13 protein-coding genes are annotated in these 14,054 nt (G+C 70.1%); 11 read left to right on the top strand and 2 right to left on the bottom strand.

The features are described 5' to 3' along the window. Positions 1–42 precede the first annotated feature (42 nt). Both ICG51_RS06005 and ICG51_RS06000 read left to right on the top strand, forming a co-directional pair. On the top strand, positions 43–993 hold the full coding sequence (locus ICG51_RS06005; RefSeq protein ID WP_190282081.1) for a cation diffusion facilitator family transporter: 951 nt from the start codon (positions 43–45) through the stop codon (positions 991–993). Between the two features lie 81 nt (positions 994–1,074). Continuing rightward, positions 1,075–2,409, top strand: coding sequence for a ferric reductase-like transmembrane domain-containing protein (locus tag ICG51_RS06000; protein ID WP_190282080.1), 1,335 nt, complete (start codon positions 1,075–1,077; stop codon positions 2,407–2,409). 68 nt (positions 2,410–2,477) lie between these two features. Here ICG51_RS06000 and ICG51_RS05995 read toward each other — a convergent pair whose 3' ends face one another. After that, on the bottom strand, positions 2,478–2,687 hold the full coding sequence (locus ICG51_RS05995; protein ID WP_190282079.1) for a hypothetical protein: 210 nt from the start codon (positions 2,685–2,687) through the stop codon (positions 2,478–2,480). A gap of 391 nt (positions 2,688–3,078) precedes the next feature. Here ICG51_RS05995 and ICG51_RS05990 point away from each other — a divergent pair, with 391 nt between their 5' ends. After that, positions 3,079–3,786 (top strand): pseudouridine synthase, encoded by a 708-nt coding sequence (locus ICG51_RS05990; protein WP_190282078.1) that lies wholly within the window; start codon positions 3,079–3,081, stop codon positions 3,784–3,786. A gap of 39 nt (positions 3,787–3,825) precedes the next feature. On the opposite strand, the gene ICG51_RS05985 is transcribed toward ICG51_RS05990, so the two are convergent. Further along, positions 3,826–4,335 (bottom strand): DUF2059 domain-containing protein, encoded by a 510-nt coding sequence (locus ICG51_RS05985; protein WP_190282077.1) that lies wholly within the window; start codon positions 4,333–4,335, stop codon positions 3,826–3,828. 125 nt (positions 4,336–4,460) lie between these two features. On the opposite strand from ICG51_RS05985, the gene arfB reads away from it, so the two are divergent. The 8 genes from arfB to ICG51_RS05945 all read left to right on the top strand — a co-directional run bounded on the left by arfB (position 4,461) and on the right by ICG51_RS05945 (position 14,006). Beyond that, positions 4,461–4,874 carry an alternative ribosome rescue aminoacyl-tRNA hydrolase ArfB gene (gene arfB / locus ICG51_RS05980; RefSeq protein WP_190282076.1) on the top strand — a complete coding sequence of 138 codons (414 nt, stop codon included), beginning with the start codon at positions 4,461–4,463 and terminating at the stop codon, positions 4,872–4,874. Between the two features lie 50 nt (positions 4,875–4,924). Next, a complete protein-coding gene (locus ICG51_RS05975) occupies positions 4,925–5,518 on the top strand; it encodes a lysophospholipid acyltransferase family protein (protein ID WP_190282385.1) in 594 nt (197 codons plus the stop codon). A 243-nt stretch (positions 5,519–5,761) separates the two neighbouring features. Then, positions 5,762–6,742 carry a tetratricopeptide repeat protein gene (locus tag ICG51_RS05970; RefSeq protein ID WP_190282075.1) on the top strand — a complete coding sequence of 327 codons (981 nt, stop codon included), beginning with the start codon at positions 5,762–5,764 and terminating at the stop codon, positions 6,740–6,742. A gap of 46 nt (positions 6,743–6,788) precedes the next feature. Further along, positions 6,789–7,847, top strand: a complete 1,059-nt coding sequence (locus ICG51_RS05965; RefSeq protein WP_190282074.1) for a HEAT repeat domain-containing protein — start codon at positions 6,789–6,791, stop codon at positions 7,845–7,847. After that, the gene (locus tag ICG51_RS05960; RefSeq protein ID WP_223809536.1) at positions 7,844–9,325 is read left to right on the top strand and encodes a glycosyltransferase; all 1,482 of its coding nucleotides are present in this window, start codon (positions 7,844–7,846) and stop codon (positions 9,323–9,325) included. The genes ICG51_RS05965 and ICG51_RS05960 overlap by 4 nt, the downstream gene beginning before the upstream one ends. 30 nt (positions 9,326–9,355) lie before the next feature. Next, positions 9,356–10,642: a YaiO family outer membrane beta-barrel protein gene (locus ICG51_RS05955; protein WP_190282073.1), complete on the top strand. Its 1,287-nt coding sequence runs from the start codon at positions 9,356–9,358 to the stop codon at positions 10,640–10,642. Next, positions 10,642–13,041 carry an LTA synthase family protein gene (locus ICG51_RS05950; protein ID WP_190282072.1) on the top strand — a complete coding sequence of 800 codons (2,400 nt, stop codon included), beginning with the start codon at positions 10,642–10,644 and terminating at the stop codon, positions 13,039–13,041. The genes ICG51_RS05955 and ICG51_RS05950 overlap by 1 nt, the downstream gene beginning before the upstream one ends. Next, positions 13,038–14,006: a hypothetical protein gene (locus ICG51_RS05945; protein WP_190282071.1), complete on the top strand. Its 969-nt coding sequence runs from the start codon at positions 13,038–13,040 to the stop codon at positions 14,004–14,006. Before ICG51_RS05950 ends, ICG51_RS05945 begins: the two co-directional genes overlap by 4 nt. The last annotated feature ends 48 nt before the right edge of the window (positions 14,007–14,054 follow it).

Genomic DNA, 14,054 nt, shown 5'->3' with positions numbered 1-14,054 from the left:
GTGCCGGACATCTTCGCAGGCATTTCCCGGGCATCCACGGCGATGGGCGCAGGCCACTCCGATCATCCGCACGAACACGGGCACGGCCCCGGGCAAGACCACGACCACGGCCATAGCCACGTGCCCGCGCGGATCCGCCACGAGCGGCCGCTGTGGATCGCCTTCGGGCTGACCCTGCTGTTCCTGCTGGTGGAGGTCGTGGGCGGCCTGCTCAGCAACAGCCTGGCGCTGCTGTCCGACGCCGCGCACATGATGACCGACGTGCTGGCGCTGGGCATCGCCCTGTTCGCGGTGCGCATGAGCCGCCGCCCGCCCGATGCCAGGCGCACCTATGGCTATGCACGGATGGAGGCGATCGGTGCGCTGGCCAACGGCGGGCTGCTGTTCGTGGTGGCCGGCTTCATCCTGTGGGAGGCGCTGGGTCGTTTCCGCGAGCCGCAGGCGGTGGCATCGAACGCCATGCTGGTGGTGGCCTCGCTCGGGTTGCTGGTCAACCTGGTGTCGATGCGCCTGCTGGCGGCCGGCGCGGGCGAAAGCCTCAACGTCCGGGGCGCCTACATGGAAGTGTGGAGCGACATGCTCGGTTCGCTGGGCGTGATCGCGGGCGCGCTGCTGATCCGCTTCACTGGCTGGACCGTGGTCGATCCGGTGATCGCCGTGCTGATCGGCCTGTGGGTGCTGCCGCGCACCTGGCTGCTGCTGCGCGCGGCCGCGCAGGTGCTGATGCAGGGCGTGCCGGCGGGGCTGGACATCGACGAGGTGCGCGATGCCATGCAGGCGCTGCCCGGCGTGGCCGCGGTACACGACCTGCACGTGTGGGCGCTGGGCTCGCGCGAACCGATCCTCACCGCGCACGTCCTGCTGGCGGACGATGCAGCCGATGTCGACGCGCTGCGTGGCGAACTGGCCGGCATGCTGGGCGCGCGGTTCGGCATCGACCATGTGACCCTGCAGATGGAAGCACGCCACTGCGGCGGGGGCGAGCATCGCTGACGCCGGCGGGGCTGCGGGCGCCATCGCGGCCAAAGCGTGGCGAAAGTCTTGGGTGGCATGCTTGGGCCAGGAGGGAATGCCATGAAACCGATCCGCTGGACGCTGTGGGGGCTACTGGCCGGGACCAGCCTGCTGTTCGCGCTGGCCGTGGCCGCATGGCCCTCGGGCTGGGGCTGGTTCGCCTGGCGCGGGCTGGTGGTGCAGTACACCGGCGTGGTGGCGATCGTGGGGATGGCCGCGGCGATGGTGCTGGCGCTGCGCGGACGCTGGCTGGAAACGCGGTTGGACGGCCTGGACAAGATGTACCGCCTGCACAAGTGGCTGGGCATCGGCGTGCTGGTGGCGGCGGTGCTGCACTGGTGGTGGGCGCTGGGCAGCAAGTGGATGGTCGGCTGGGGCTGGCTGGTGCGGCCGCCGCGCGGGCCGCGGGCGGCGCCTGCCGACGCGCTGGAGGCGTGGCTGCGCGGCCAGCGCGGACTGGCCGACGAGATCGGCGAATTCGCCTTCTACGGCCTGCTGGTCCTGCTGGTGGTCGCGCTGTGGCGGCGCATTCCCTACCACTGGTTCGCGCGCACCCACCGGCTGGTCCCGCTGGCATGGCTGGCATTGGCCTTCCATACCGTGGTGCTGCTGGACGGCGCGTACTGGCGGCAGCCGGTCGGCTGGCTGGTGGCGGTGTCGCTGCTGGCCGGCAGCTGGGCCGCGCTGGTGTCGCTGACCGGGCGGATCGGTGCGGGCCGCAGGCTGCGCGGCACCGTGCAGGCGATGGAAGTGTTTCCGCCGCCGCTGGACATGCTGAAGGTGGAGATCGGCATGCAGCCGGGCTGGGCCGGGCACCGGGCCGGCCAGTTCGCGTTCGTCGCCTCGCGCCGGCACGAGGGCGCGCACCCCTACACCATCGCCTCCGACTGGCATCCGGAGACCGGCATGATCCGGTTCGTGACCAAGGCGCTGGGCGACCACACCCGCACCCTGCCGCAGGCGCTGCACGTGGGCGATGCGGTCACCGTCGAAGGCCCCTACGGCTGCTTCGATTTCGCCGATGGCAAGCCGCGCCAGGTCTGGATTGCCGGCGGCATCGGCATCACCCCGTTCCTGGCGCGGATGCAGCAGCTGGAGCACGAGCCCGGCCACGCCGAGGTGGACCTGTTCTACGCCACCGACGTGGACGATGGCCCGACCCTGCAGCGGCTGGCCGCGCTGGCGCGTTCGGTGGACGTGCGCCTGCACGTGCGGATCAGTCCGCGCGACGGCTTCCTCGATGGCGCTGCGATCCGCGCAGCGGTGCCGCAGTGGCGCGACGCCGGCGTATGGTTCTGCGGACCTGCCGGGTTCGGCGCGGCGGTGCGCGCCGACCTGGTGGCGAGCGGGCTGGCGCCGCACGCCTTCCACCAGGAACTGTTCCGGATGCGTTGAGGGCGACAGCGGGTGGCGATACGGCGGGCATGCGCATGCCGCTTCGCCGCTGCCCGCGCGCTGCCGCGTCACCTGCCGGCGTGGGCGCCGCGCATCAGCGGGCGGTCGGCACCGCGCGCGCGCACGCGGATGCCGTCCGACACGGCATCGCCCGGGTACTGGATCACCCGTTCGCCCGCGTGCAGGCCCGCCGTGATCCAGGCTTCCTCGCCGTTGCGGTCGGCCACCGTGATCCTGCGCAGGCGCGCGCGCCCGCCTTCCACCACGAATACGGCCATCTGCCCGCCGCCGTCCCCGGCCGCGCCCGGCGCCGGGAACACCGCGCTGACCGGCACCCGCAGGACCGCGGGCCCAGCAGGACCACGAACTCGCCGCGGCGGATGTCGAGGTCGACATCGCGCAGCGCGGTGACCTGCACGTCGCCCATGCGGTAGACCTTGCCCAGCCCGCGCGCCCGGAAGACCGGTTCCGCGCTGGCGGGAGGAAACGAGCCTGCGGGTGTCTCGGGCGCCATGGCCTGCCTCGTCGGGCGCCAGACCGGGCTGCGCGGCGCACCACGCGACTCTAGCGCCAGCGGTCGGTCGGCGGGAAGGCACCGGCGTGCATCGGGCATGCGGCGCCGGGCGATTGCCGGGACAATGTGCGCCTTCCCGCCGATGACCACCGCCGATGTCCGATGCCCCCGCGTTGCCCGTCCTCTACCGCGACGACACGCTGGCCGTGGTCTGCAAGCCGGCCGGGCTGATGGTCCACGACAGCGCGCTGGCGCGCGGCGAAACCGACTTCGCGGCCGACCGCCTGCGCGAACAGTTCGGCCGGCCGATCTTCCTGGTGCATCGGCTGGATCGCGCCACCAGCGGCTGCCTGCTGCTGGCGTTCGACCGCGATACCGCTTCCGCGCTGGGCAAGACGCTGATGTCGCACGAGGTGGAGAAGGACTACTGGGCGATCTGCCGCGGCTGGCCGGCCGAGCGGGCGTTCGTGGTCGACCACGACCTGGACGGCGGCCCCGGCAAGCCGCTGAAGAAGCCCGCGCAGACCGCCTTCGAGGTGCTTGCCACCTGCGAGCTGGCATTGCCTTCGTCGGGCTTTCCCACCTCGCGCTACGCATGGTTGCGGGCCTCGCCGAAGACCGGCCGGTTCCGCCAGATCCGCCGCCACCTCAAGCATCTGTCGCATCACCTGATCGGCGATTCCAGCCACGGTGACGGCCGCCACAACCGCAGCTTCCGCGGCCTCGGCATCCATCGCATGCTGCTGCACGCGCGCCGGCTGGCCTTCACCCATCCGCATACCGGCGCGCGCATCGAAGCGCTGGCGCCGCCGGATGCGGAGTTCACCAGGGCGCTGGCGCTGTTCGGGGTGCCGACGGCCTGATCCCCGCGTTGGCGGGGCCGGCCGGCATGGCCCCGTGGCTTACTTCGCCGCCTTCTGTTCGATGGCGGTCTTCACTTCCTGCATTGCCGCCTGCATCGCCGGCTGGATCTCCTGCATGGTCAGGCCCATCGCCTGCGGCGACTTCTTCAGGATCGAGGCGCCTTCCGGGCTGGCGTAGAACGCAGTCATCGCCTGCACTTCGCGCTTGCTGAAGACCTGCATGTAGACCTTGCGCACCACCGGCTCCAGTGCCTCCCACGACAGGTGCTTCTGGATGATGGTGCTGCTGGTCGCCATCGCTTCCTGCATCCGCGCGCGCTTGGCCTCGTCGAGATCGGCACCGAACGCGTCGGCCAGCATCTTTTCCTGCGCGCCCTGCATCTGCTGCATCATCCCGGCCATCATCGTCTTCATGTCCATCGCCTGCAGCAGGCGGTCCACGTCGGCGGCGCTGGCGCTTTCGGCGACCGGGGCATGCGCGGCGGTCTGGGCGAGGACCGCAGGCGAGAAGGCGAACAGCAGGGCAAGCGACAGGCCGATGCGGCGCATGGAACGACTCCGGGAATGTAAAAGGAGGCGGCATCTTCGCAGCCGGGGTCGGGCCCGGCAACGGCAATGATCCCGGGGCGTGCACGTGTTGCGGGGCGGGATGGCGCTGCCAGTAGAATCGCCGCATGCAGATCGGCCGGCTTGCCATCGACGACGATGAACTGATCGAGCGCTTCGTGCGCGCGTCGGGGCCGGGTGGCCAGAACGTCAACAAGGTCGCCACCGCGGTCGAGCTGCGCTTCGATGTCGCGCGTTCGCCTTCGCTGCCGGAACCGGTGCGGGCGCGGCTGCTGGCCAAGCGCGACCGGCGGGTGACCGGCGACGGCGTGCTGGTGCTGTCGGCGCAACGTTTCCGCACCCAGGACCGCAATCGCGAGGATGCGCGTGCGCGGCTTGCGGCCTTCATCGAAAGCGGCCTGCATGCGCCCACCCCGCGCATCGCCACCAAGCCGACCCGTGGCGCCAAGGAGCGTCGCTTGGGCGAGAAGCGCGGGCGTGCGAGCATCAAGCAGGGGCGCAGCGGACGGGGTTGGGATTGAGCGGGGATCGGGGGGACATCGTGCTGGCACTGCCGGAGCACGCGCCACGGATGCCGCGCAACCGCGGCATGGAGTGGCTGGGGCGGAGTGTGCTGCGGCTGGGCGGCTGGCGCATGGTCGGCGTGTTCCCGGACGTGCCGCGTGCGGTGCTGATCGCCGCGCCGCATTCTTCCAACTGGGACGGGGTCTGGGGGATCGCCGCCAAACTGGCGATGGGCGTCCGCCTGTCCATTCTGGGCAAGCACAGCCTGTTCCGTATCCCGTTGCTGGGGCCGCTGCTGCGCTGGCAGGGAGTCATCCCGGTGGACCGGGCCGCGCCGCACGGGGTGGTGGGGCAGGCGGTCGACGCGCTGCGCGCATCGCCGTGCATGTGGTACGCGATCGCCCCCGAAGGCACCCGCCGCCAGGTGGAGCAATGGAAGCCGGGCTTCTGGCGCATCGCCCATGGCGCCGGGGTGCCGGTGATCGTCGCCGCGTTCGACTATCCCAGCCGCACCATCACCATCGGCCCGGCCTTCGCGCTGACTGGCGATATACAGGCCGACATCGCCCAGATCCAGCGCTGGTACGCGCCCTTCCGCGGTCGCAACCACGACGTGCTGCAGCCTGCGGAGCACGCGCCGTCGCAGCGCGTCGAAAACTGACGCACAGCGCCAGCTGACGTTGACCCGCGCTGTCCGATGCGTGGTGTGCCGGTGGTGTCCGGTCTGGCATGCGAATTGCGTCACATTTCCTACAGCCGCATTGCGCGGCCGTTCCAGTGCCAGTCACGTGAACGGTCCGCGCCGGTGGCACGAGCAGGGGGGGCGCATGGCGTCGACCACGGATCCCGCATGCGGGGCCGGCGGCGGCGTGCATCCCGCATTCCAGTCAATGGGTCGGGAACCATGTACAAGCCAAGTAAACGCATCGTCATCGCGGTCCTCGCGCTCGGTCTCGCCGGCTTCGCCTTCGGCGTGTGGGTACTGCTGAATCCGGCGAGCATCTTCGTGCAGCCGTGGCGGGCAGTGCGGGCCGAGGCGCCGGTAAAGGGCGTGCTGCTCGGGCCGTACCCGGTCGAGGAGGACTTCGCCGACCTCAAGAAGCGCGGCGTCACCACCATCATCAGCCTGCTCGAGCCCAACGTGCCTTACGAGAAGGTGCTGCTGGAGCGCGAGCGCGCGTTGGCCGAGCGGCACGGGATGACGGTGAAGAACTTCCCGATGGGCAGCATTCTCGGGCAGAAGTTCGGCGAGCATTATTCGGTCAATTCGAAGGCGGCCGCGGAGGCGGCGTTGGCTGCGGACGGCGTGGCCTACATCCACTGCTACCTCGGCCTGCACCGGGCCAAGAACGTGCAGCGTTACCTGGCCGAGCACGCGCAGGTGCAGGCCCAGACCTATGCCACGGCCAATGCGACCAGCGATGCGGATCTGGAGACGGAGCGCAAGGCAAAGGACCTGTTCCGCGCGGGTCAGTACGACGAAAGCCTGAAGCTGCTGGCCTCGATCACCAGGAAAACGGCGCGGGTGCTGCGGGTGGAAGGCTGGAACCTCTACCGCATGCAGCGCGCGGACGAAGCCCGCACCGCCTTCGCCCGCGCGCTGGAACTGGCCCCCGGCGACCACGACGCGCGGGTGGGTCTGGCCTACGCCGATCTGGCCGGTGGCCGGCTGGCGGAAGCCGAGGCGGGCTTCGCCGACCTGCGGCGGCTGCGGCCGGATGACGTGTCGGTGCTGGAGGGCATCGGCAACGTCTACTACCGGCAGGCGCGCTGGAAGGACGCCGAACTGGCGTTCCAGGAGTTGCTGCGACGCAAGCCGGACAACGGCGACGCGCGCGAGATGCTGGAGCGGGTGCGGCGCTTCATGGCCCCGGCGGGTGCATGAGCGCGGGCGGGAATGAACAGTCCGCGGCTGCGGACGGGAGCAAGAAATGGATACCCTGATGCGTGTCGACTCGCAGATCGCCTTCGCGATCTGGGTCGGTCTGGCGGTGACCGTGGCGTCGGTGCTGCTGCTGGTGGCGGTGCTGGTGATCCGCCAGCTCGCCCAGCGGCGGGAGCGCAATCACCTGCGCGCTGCGACGTTCTGGCGTGGCGTGCTGGTGGACGCGATGCAGGCGGCGCCAAGCCGCGTCCCGGTGCTGCCGGCCAGTGACATGACCGGTTTCGTGGAAGCCTGGAACGAACTGCACGATGCGCCCGGTGGCGCCGATTCCCCCGGCATGCTGGCGGTGGCCGAACAGGTCGACCTGGCGCCGAAGCTGGAGCGCATGGTCGAGCACGGCCGCTTCCACGACCGGGTGATGGCCATCATCGCGATCGGCTACCTGCGCAGCGCATCGAGCTTCGACCGGCTGGCGGCCCTGATCGACGATGCCAGTCCGATCGTGTCGATCAGCGCCGCGCGTGCGCTGATGCGGATCGATCCGCAGCGTGCGGTCCAGCAAGTGGTGCCGCAGATCGTGTCGCGCCATGACTGGGTGGACGGCGGCATTGCGCAGATGCTCAACGAGGCCGGCCCCGAGGCGGTGAAGGACGAGCTGGGCGCGGCTGCGCTGCGCGCCAACGACGAGGTGGCCTCCCGGCTGGTGCGCTTCCTCGCGGGCGTCAGTCCGGAAGCGGCGGCGCCGGTGATCGCCAGGATCCTGGCCGAGCCGCACGACGAGCACCTGGTCTCCACCTGCCTGCAGGTGCTGGCCGACGTGCGTGATCTCGACAAGGCGCGCCCGCTGCTGACCCACGATCGCTGGCACGTGCGCATGCACGCTTCCGCCGCGATCGGCCGGTTGGGCGGCGCCGACGATGCCGAGGCGCTGCTGCCGCTGCTGGCGGACCCGCAGTGGTGGGTGCGCTACCGCACCGCGCAGGCGCTGCAGCACCTGCTGGCGGCAGAGCGGCTGACGCAGGTGCGCGACGCGCAGCAGGACCGTTATGCACGCGACATCCTCACCCAGGTGATGGCCGAGCGCGCGCTGGGAGAAACGCAATGAACCCGACCTGGATCACCCCGGAAGTCTCCAACGCCCTGGTGGGCATGCAGTGGGGCTTCCTCGCCTATTTCATCTGCATCAACGTGGTCTACCTGGCGCTGAATTTCATCGCCATGTTCGCCATCCTGCGCTACGCCCGCGAGCATGGCGCGGCGTTCCGGGTGAAGAACTTCGCCGACTACCAGCCGCCGGTCAGCATCCTCGTCCCCGCCCACAACGAGGAGCGGACTATCGTCAGCACGGTGCGGTCGCTGCTGCGCCTGAGCTACCCGAACTTCGAGATCGTGGTGGTCAACGACGGCTCCACCGACGCCACCCTGCAGACGGTGGTGGACGCCTTCGGGCTGGTGGAGTTCCCCGAGGCGTACCGCAGCCGGCTCAAGACCGAGCCGGTGAAGCGCATCTTCGCCTCGCCGCAGGGCGGGCGGGTGCGGGTGGTGGACAAGGACAACGGCGGCAAGGCGGATGCACTGAACGCCGGCATCAACACCGCCCGCTATCCGCTGTTCTGCGTGGTAGACGCCGACTGCATCCTGCAGCAGGACAGCCTGGCACGGGTGGTGCAGCCGTTCCTCGAAGACTCCCGCATGATCGCCACCGGCGGCGTCATCCGCATCGTCAACGGCTGCAAGGTGAAGGATGGCCTGTTGTCGAAGGTGGAGCTGCCGGATAAGGTGCTGCCGCTGGTGCAGACGGTGGAATACCTGCGCGCGTTCCTGTTCGGCCGGCTGGGCTGGTCGCCGATCAATGCGTTGCTGATCATTTCCGGTGCGTTCGGGGTGTTCTACAAGGAACGCGTGATCGCCGCGGGTGGTTACAAGGGCGACCTGGTGGGCGAGGACATGGAAATGGTGGTGCGCCTGCACAACCGCATGCGCGAGGAGAAGCGGCCCTACAAGATCGCCTTCGTGCCGGACCCGATCTGCTGGACCGAGGTGCCGTCGGACCTGCGCTCGCTCTACAACCAGCGCGTGCGCTGGCAGCAGGGCCTGGCCGAGAGCCTGTTCGGGAACTGGCGGCTGATGTTCCGCCGCAACGGCGGCACCGTGGGCTGGGTGGCTTACCCGTTCATGCTGCTGTTCGAATGCCTCGGGCCGGTGATCGAGATCCTCGGCTATCTCTCGGTGATCGTGCTGGGGCTGCTGGGATTGCTGTCGCCGCAGGCGTTTTTCGCCTTCCTGTTCGCCTCCATCGGCCTCGGCGTGCTGCTGTCGGTCAACGCGATGATGCTGGAGGAGATTTCCTTCCACCTGTACCCGCGTCCGCGCCAGCAGCTCAAGCTGTTCCTGGTGGCCGTGCTGGAGAACTTCGGCTACCGGCAGCTGACCTCGCTGTTCCGGGTGATCGGGCTGGTGCGCTGGGTGGTCAAGCTGCGCCGCCGCTCGCGCTGGGGCCACATGCGCCGCAGCGCCGAATGGCAGGAGCACGAACCCCAACCCACCTCCGGTCGGACCGTCCCCGGTCCCGCTGTTTCCTGACCGCAAGCCGATACCGCAAAGGATATGTCCATGAGCCTGCTGTACCCCGCCGTCCTCCATGCCGCGCTGCTGGCCGGTGGCGCCGATCCGGCCCTGTTGCAGGATGCCGCCGCGCCGCAGGATGCGCCGGCCGAGAACTACGAAGCGCGCCTGCAGCGCGCACGCGCGCTGGCGACGTCCGGCGATTCCACGCAGCGTGAGCAGGCAGTCGCGATCTACGGCGAGATGTTGCGGGAGTCGCCCGGCAACAGCGACGTGCTGCTGGCGCGCGGCCGCACCCTGGCGTGGGCGGGACGTTATCCCGAGGCCGAGGCGGACCTGCTGGCGGTGACCGGCGCCAAGCCCGGCTATGCCGACGCCTGGTCCGCCCTCGGGGATCTGTACTTGTGGAGCGACCGCCCGCTGGAGGCCGCCGAGGCCTACGGGCACTGGGTCGCGCTGGCGCCGACCAGCGCACCGGAGCCGCTGCTCGCGCGCGGCCGTGCCTATCGCGCTGCCGGCCGGATGGCCGAGGCGCGCGCGGACTTCACCGCTGCCGGCGCGCGGGGCGCGGACCCGGCGCAGGTCGCCAGCCTGAACGACAGCACGGCACCGCGGATGGCGGTGCCGGACGCGCTGCTGGCCGACGGCTACACCTGGTCGCTGCGGGCGGGCGTCGACCGCACCCTGTTCAGCGGTGGCCGCGAAGGCTGGAACGATGCCAGCCTGACCCTGCGGCGCAAGTTCGAACGCGGCTCGCTGGGGCTGGAAGTCCTGCAGGCCGACCACTTCGGCCGCCGCGACAGCGCCTGGGCGCTGGACGGTTACGTTTCGCTGTGGGCGCGTGCCTATGCCAACGTCCGCTACCAGCACGGCCCGTCCAGCGGCATCCTGCCGCGCCATTCCTGGCGCACCGAGCTGTTCCAGGGCGTGGGCAGCGGCTGGGAGCTGTCTGCCAGCGTCGACCACCTGCGCTTCAGTTCCGACACCGAGTTCTACGGCGTCGGCGTGGGCCGCTACGTCGGCAACTGGTACCTGCGCTACAAATTGCAGCACGTGCCGGGCGTGAGCTCGGGCAGCTGGAGCCACCGCGTGGTGGCGCGCAATTACTACCGCGGCAACGCCGACGACTACTTCGAAGTCAGCGGCAGCAGCGGCCGCAGCAGCGACCTGGACCGCAGCGGCGCGCTGGTCCGGAACAGCAACGCTTCGCTGGGCGTTTCGTGGACGCACTACTTCCGCCCGGACTGGGGGTTCAAGGTCGGCGTCGGCACGTCCGATGATGCCGATGGCTTCGACGAGCGCCAGCTTTCGCTCTCGCTGTACCGGCGCTGGTAATGCCCCGCACTGCCTCGACCGACGCCTCCCCGGGCAGGCACCCGGCGGCATCGCGCCTGTGGACCTGGCTGCCGGCGCTGTTGCTGGCCCAGCTGGTGCTGGCACTGTGGGCAGCATTGCGGGCCGCGCCCGACGCCGCTGGCGCACCGGCGCTGGTGGTGCTGGCGGTGGGCAATCAACTGCTGTTCCTGCTGCGCGCGCTGCCTTTGCTGTTGTTGCTTGCCTGGCCGTTGGCGAGCCTGCCGGGCCGACGCGCGGCGCTGCTGGCGGTGGGTGGGTTGTGGTCGCTGTTCCTGCTGCTCCAGGCGGGATTGGAGCAGTACTACCTGGCGGCGCGGGTGCCGCTGGGTGCGGATCTGTTCGGATATGGCCTGGCCGAGATCCGCACGACCGTAGGTGGCGCGGGCGCGGGGATCGGCGCGCCCGGCTGGGCCGGGTTGCTGTTGCCGTTGCTGCTGTTCTGGGCCGGACTGGTCTGGCGCAGCCGGCAGCCGGCGCGGGCCAGGTCCGGCCTGTTCGCCGGCGTGGTGGCCGTCGGTGTGTTGGCATGGCTGCTCCCGCTGGCGCCGGGCGCGCGCGGGCTGGACAGCGAGGACGCGCGCGCCGTGGCCACCAGCAAGGGCGCATATTTCGTCGCCGACAGCCTGCGCTGGTGGCGCGCCACTTCGACGGTACCTGCCACGGCGGTCGCGGCATCGATCGGCATGCCACCTGCAGAGGCGTCGGCAGTCGAGCCGGTAACCGATCCGGCCTGGCCGTTCCTGCATCCGGAGGCCACGCCCGACGCGCTGGGGCCGTACTTCGGCCCGACCCGCGACGGCCGCCCGCCGAACCTGGTGGTGATCGTGGTGGAAGGCCTGGGGCGCTCGTTCTCCGGGCCGGACGCGCCGCTCGGCAGCTTCACCCCGTTCCTGGACGAGCTGGCGGGCCGCAGCCTGTACTTCGACAACTTCCTGGCCAACCAGGGCCGCACTTTCGGCGTGCTGCCGGCGCTGTTCGGTTCGCTGCCGCTGGCCGAACAGGGCTTCGCCGCGCTGGGCCCGAAGATGCCTGCGCACGCCGGCCTGTTCAACGTGCTGCACCGCCAGGGTTACCGGAGCGCGTTCTACAACGGGACCGACAGCGACTTCGACAACGAGCGCGGCTACCTGCAGCTGCAGGGTGTGGACGACATCATCGACCTGCGCAATTTCGGTCCCGGCTACCGGCGCAACCCCTACAGCGAATGGGGCTACCCGGACCGCGAGCTGGTGTCGCGGGTGCTGGCGGACGGCGCCCGTCTGCGGTCGCCGTTCGTGATCGGCATCCAGACCATCAGCATGCACACCAGCTACCGGTTCCCCGGCCAGGAGACCTACAAGGCGCGGCTGGAGCAGCACCTGCAGGCGCTGGGCGTGCAGGAGGCGCGGCGCGCGCAGTACCGCGCGCAGGCCGACATCTACAGCGCCATCCTGTACACCGACGACCAGCTGCGGCGCTACTTCGAGTCCGTGAGCAAGGCGCCGTGGTATGCCGACACGATCTTCGTGGTTACCGGTGACCACCGGCTGGCGGAGATCCCGCAGGACACCCACATCGAGCGCTACCACGTACCGCTGCTGATCCACTCGCCGCTGTTGCGCAGGCCGGCGCGGGTGCGCGCGGTGTCTTCGCACCTCGACGTCACCCCCTCGCTGCTGGCGCTGCTGTCGCATACCTACGGCCTGCAGCGGCCGGCGCAGGCCACCTGGACCGGCCGCGGCCTGGACATGGCGGATGCGTTCCGCAGCCAGCACGAGATCGCGCTCAAGCAGACCAAGACCAGCGTGCCCGACTTCGTGAGCGGTCGCTGGTTCCTGCACGACGGCCGGCTGTTCGAACTGCAGGACGGCATCCGTGCCTCCGAGGTCGACGATGCCGGCCTGCGCGCGCAGGTGACCGCGCGGTTGCAGGCCTACCAGGCCGCCAACGCCACGTTCGTGGGCAAGCTCGCGCTTTCCCCGGAAGGCGGCATGCCCGCGCTGGTGGCGTATCGCGAAGCCCCGGCCGCAGCCGTGCAGCCGGTGGCGGCGGTGGTGGCGCTGCCGGCAGGATTGGGTTTGGATGCGGTGCGGCTGGAGAACGACGCCAATGGCGTGCGGGTGGCGGCGACATTCGTCAATGGCGATGCCCACGATTCGCGGGTGTTCGCGCCGCTGGCGGTACTGGCCGCGGAGGACGGACAGGAAATCGGCGAAGGCTACGGCAGCGCGATCCGCCTGCAACCGCACGAGCGCCGCGAAGTGATGCTGGCGTTGCCGGCCAAGCTGGGGCCGGGCCATTACTTCATCTCGGTGTTGCCTTCGGATCCCGAAACCGGCAAGCCGCTGGGGCGCGGCCGCTACCGGCTGCCGCTGGACATCGCCGGTAACGCGCCATGAGTCCGGTCAGGCTGGCAACGAAACTGGCCTTGTGCGCGCTGCTGGCGCTGGCCACCAATGCCTGTGCGCAGGAGCCGGCCATGGCCCCGGCGCCCCGCGCGGTGTGGACCTGGGAAGGGCCCTCGTTCGCGATGCTGGAATCGCCGGCGGTGGCGGACGAGGCGCTGGCGTTCCTGCAGCGCAAGCGGGTCAATGTCGTCTATCTGTATGCCGATGCGTTCCAGCGGCGCAATCTGATCGAGCAGCAGCCGCAGCTGTACCGCGCGTTCATTCGCAACGCGCACGCCCGCGGCATCCGCGTGTACGCGCTGCTCGGATCCTGGTACCTGAGCACCGAGCGCTACGTGCTGCCGCGCCACCAGCGCAAGGCGGTGGCGATGCTGCAACGGGTGCTGGACTACAACGCGGCGGCGGCGCCGGCCGAGCGCTTCGACGGGGTCAACTACGACATCGAGCCGCATTTGCTGGATGAATGGGAAGACGCCACCCGCCCGCGGTTGCTGCACGGCTTCCTCGACATGACCGCTGCGATGATCGAGGCCCGGCGCAAGTCCGGGCAGACGCTGGCGATCGGGCCGGCGATGCCGTTCTGGTGGGACGGCATTGCGCTGGAATGGCGAGGCGTGCGCAAGCCGGTCAGCGAACACGTCGCCGACCTCACCGATTACATCGCGCTGATGGACTATCGCAACCGCGCCGAGGGCCGCGACTCCATCCTGTCGCATGCGCAGGACGAGATGGACTATGCCAGCCGCACAGGCAAACGCGTGGTCATCGGCCTGGAGTTCAACCCCGGTGAACCGGCCAAGCTGAGCTTTCATGGCATGAGCGAGGCGGCGTTCGAGCGCGAGGCCGGCAAGGTCGAAGATGCCTACCGCGACCGCCCGGCCTTCGATGGCTTCGTGTTCCACCATTACCTGGGTTACCGCCGCTTCGTCGGCGAGGCGCTGCCCGGCGCGAACTGATCGCGTAAAAAAAGCCCCGGCTGGGCCGGGGCAGGGGGTGCCATGTGC

It is taken from the genome of Thermomonas sp. XSG (genome assembly GCF_014678725.1).
GTDB lineage: Bacteria > Pseudomonadota > Gammaproteobacteria > Xanthomonadales > Xanthomonadaceae > Thermomonas.
This window is presented reverse-complemented; position numbering and strand designations above follow the sequence as displayed.

Bases quoted from the DNA above. Each gene is read 5' to 3' on its own strand.
- ICG51_RS05950 (WP_190282072.1), top strand. From the start codon at position 10,642: ATGCCCCGCACTGCCTCGACCGACGCCTCCCCGGGCAGGCACCCGGCG.
- arfB (WP_190282076.1), top strand. From the start codon at position 4,461: ATGCAGATCGGCCGGCTTGCCATCGACGACGATGAACTGATCGAGCGC.
- ICG51_RS05975 (WP_190282385.1), top strand. From the start codon at position 4,925: ATGCCGCGCAACCGCGGCATGGAGTGGCTGGGGCGGAGTGTGCTGCGG.
- ICG51_RS05970 (WP_190282075.1), top strand. From the start codon at position 5,762: ATGTACAAGCCAAGTAAACGCATCGTCATCGCGGTCCTCGCGCTCGGT.
- ICG51_RS06005 (WP_190282081.1), top strand. From the start codon at position 43: ATGGGCGCAGGCCACTCCGATCATCCGCACGAACACGGGCACGGCCCC.
- ICG51_RS05945 (WP_190282071.1), top strand. From the start codon at position 13,038: ATGAGTCCGGTCAGGCTGGCAACGAAACTGGCCTTGTGCGCGCTGCTG.
- ICG51_RS05995 (WP_190282079.1), bottom strand. From the start codon at position 2,687: ATGGCCGTATTCGTGGTGGAAGGCGGGCGCGCGCGCCTGCGCAGGATC.
- ICG51_RS05960 (WP_223809536.1), top strand. From the start codon at position 7,844: ATGAACCCGACCTGGATCACCCCGGAAGTCTCCAACGCCCTGGTGGGC.
- ICG51_RS06000 (WP_190282080.1), top strand. From the start codon at position 1,075: ATGAAACCGATCCGCTGGACGCTGTGGGGGCTACTGGCCGGGACCAGC.
- ICG51_RS05955 (WP_190282073.1), top strand. From the start codon at position 9,356: ATGAGCCTGCTGTACCCCGCCGTCCTCCATGCCGCGCTGCTGGCCGGT.
- ICG51_RS05985 (WP_190282077.1), bottom strand. From the start codon at position 4,335: ATGCGCCGCATCGGCCTGTCGCTTGCCCTGCTGTTCGCCTTCTCGCCT.
- ICG51_RS05990 (WP_190282078.1), top strand. From the start codon at position 3,079: ATGTCCGATGCCCCCGCGTTGCCCGTCCTCTACCGCGACGACACGCTG.
- ICG51_RS05965 (WP_190282074.1), top strand. From the start codon at position 6,789: ATGGATACCCTGATGCGTGTCGACTCGCAGATCGCCTTCGCGATCTGG.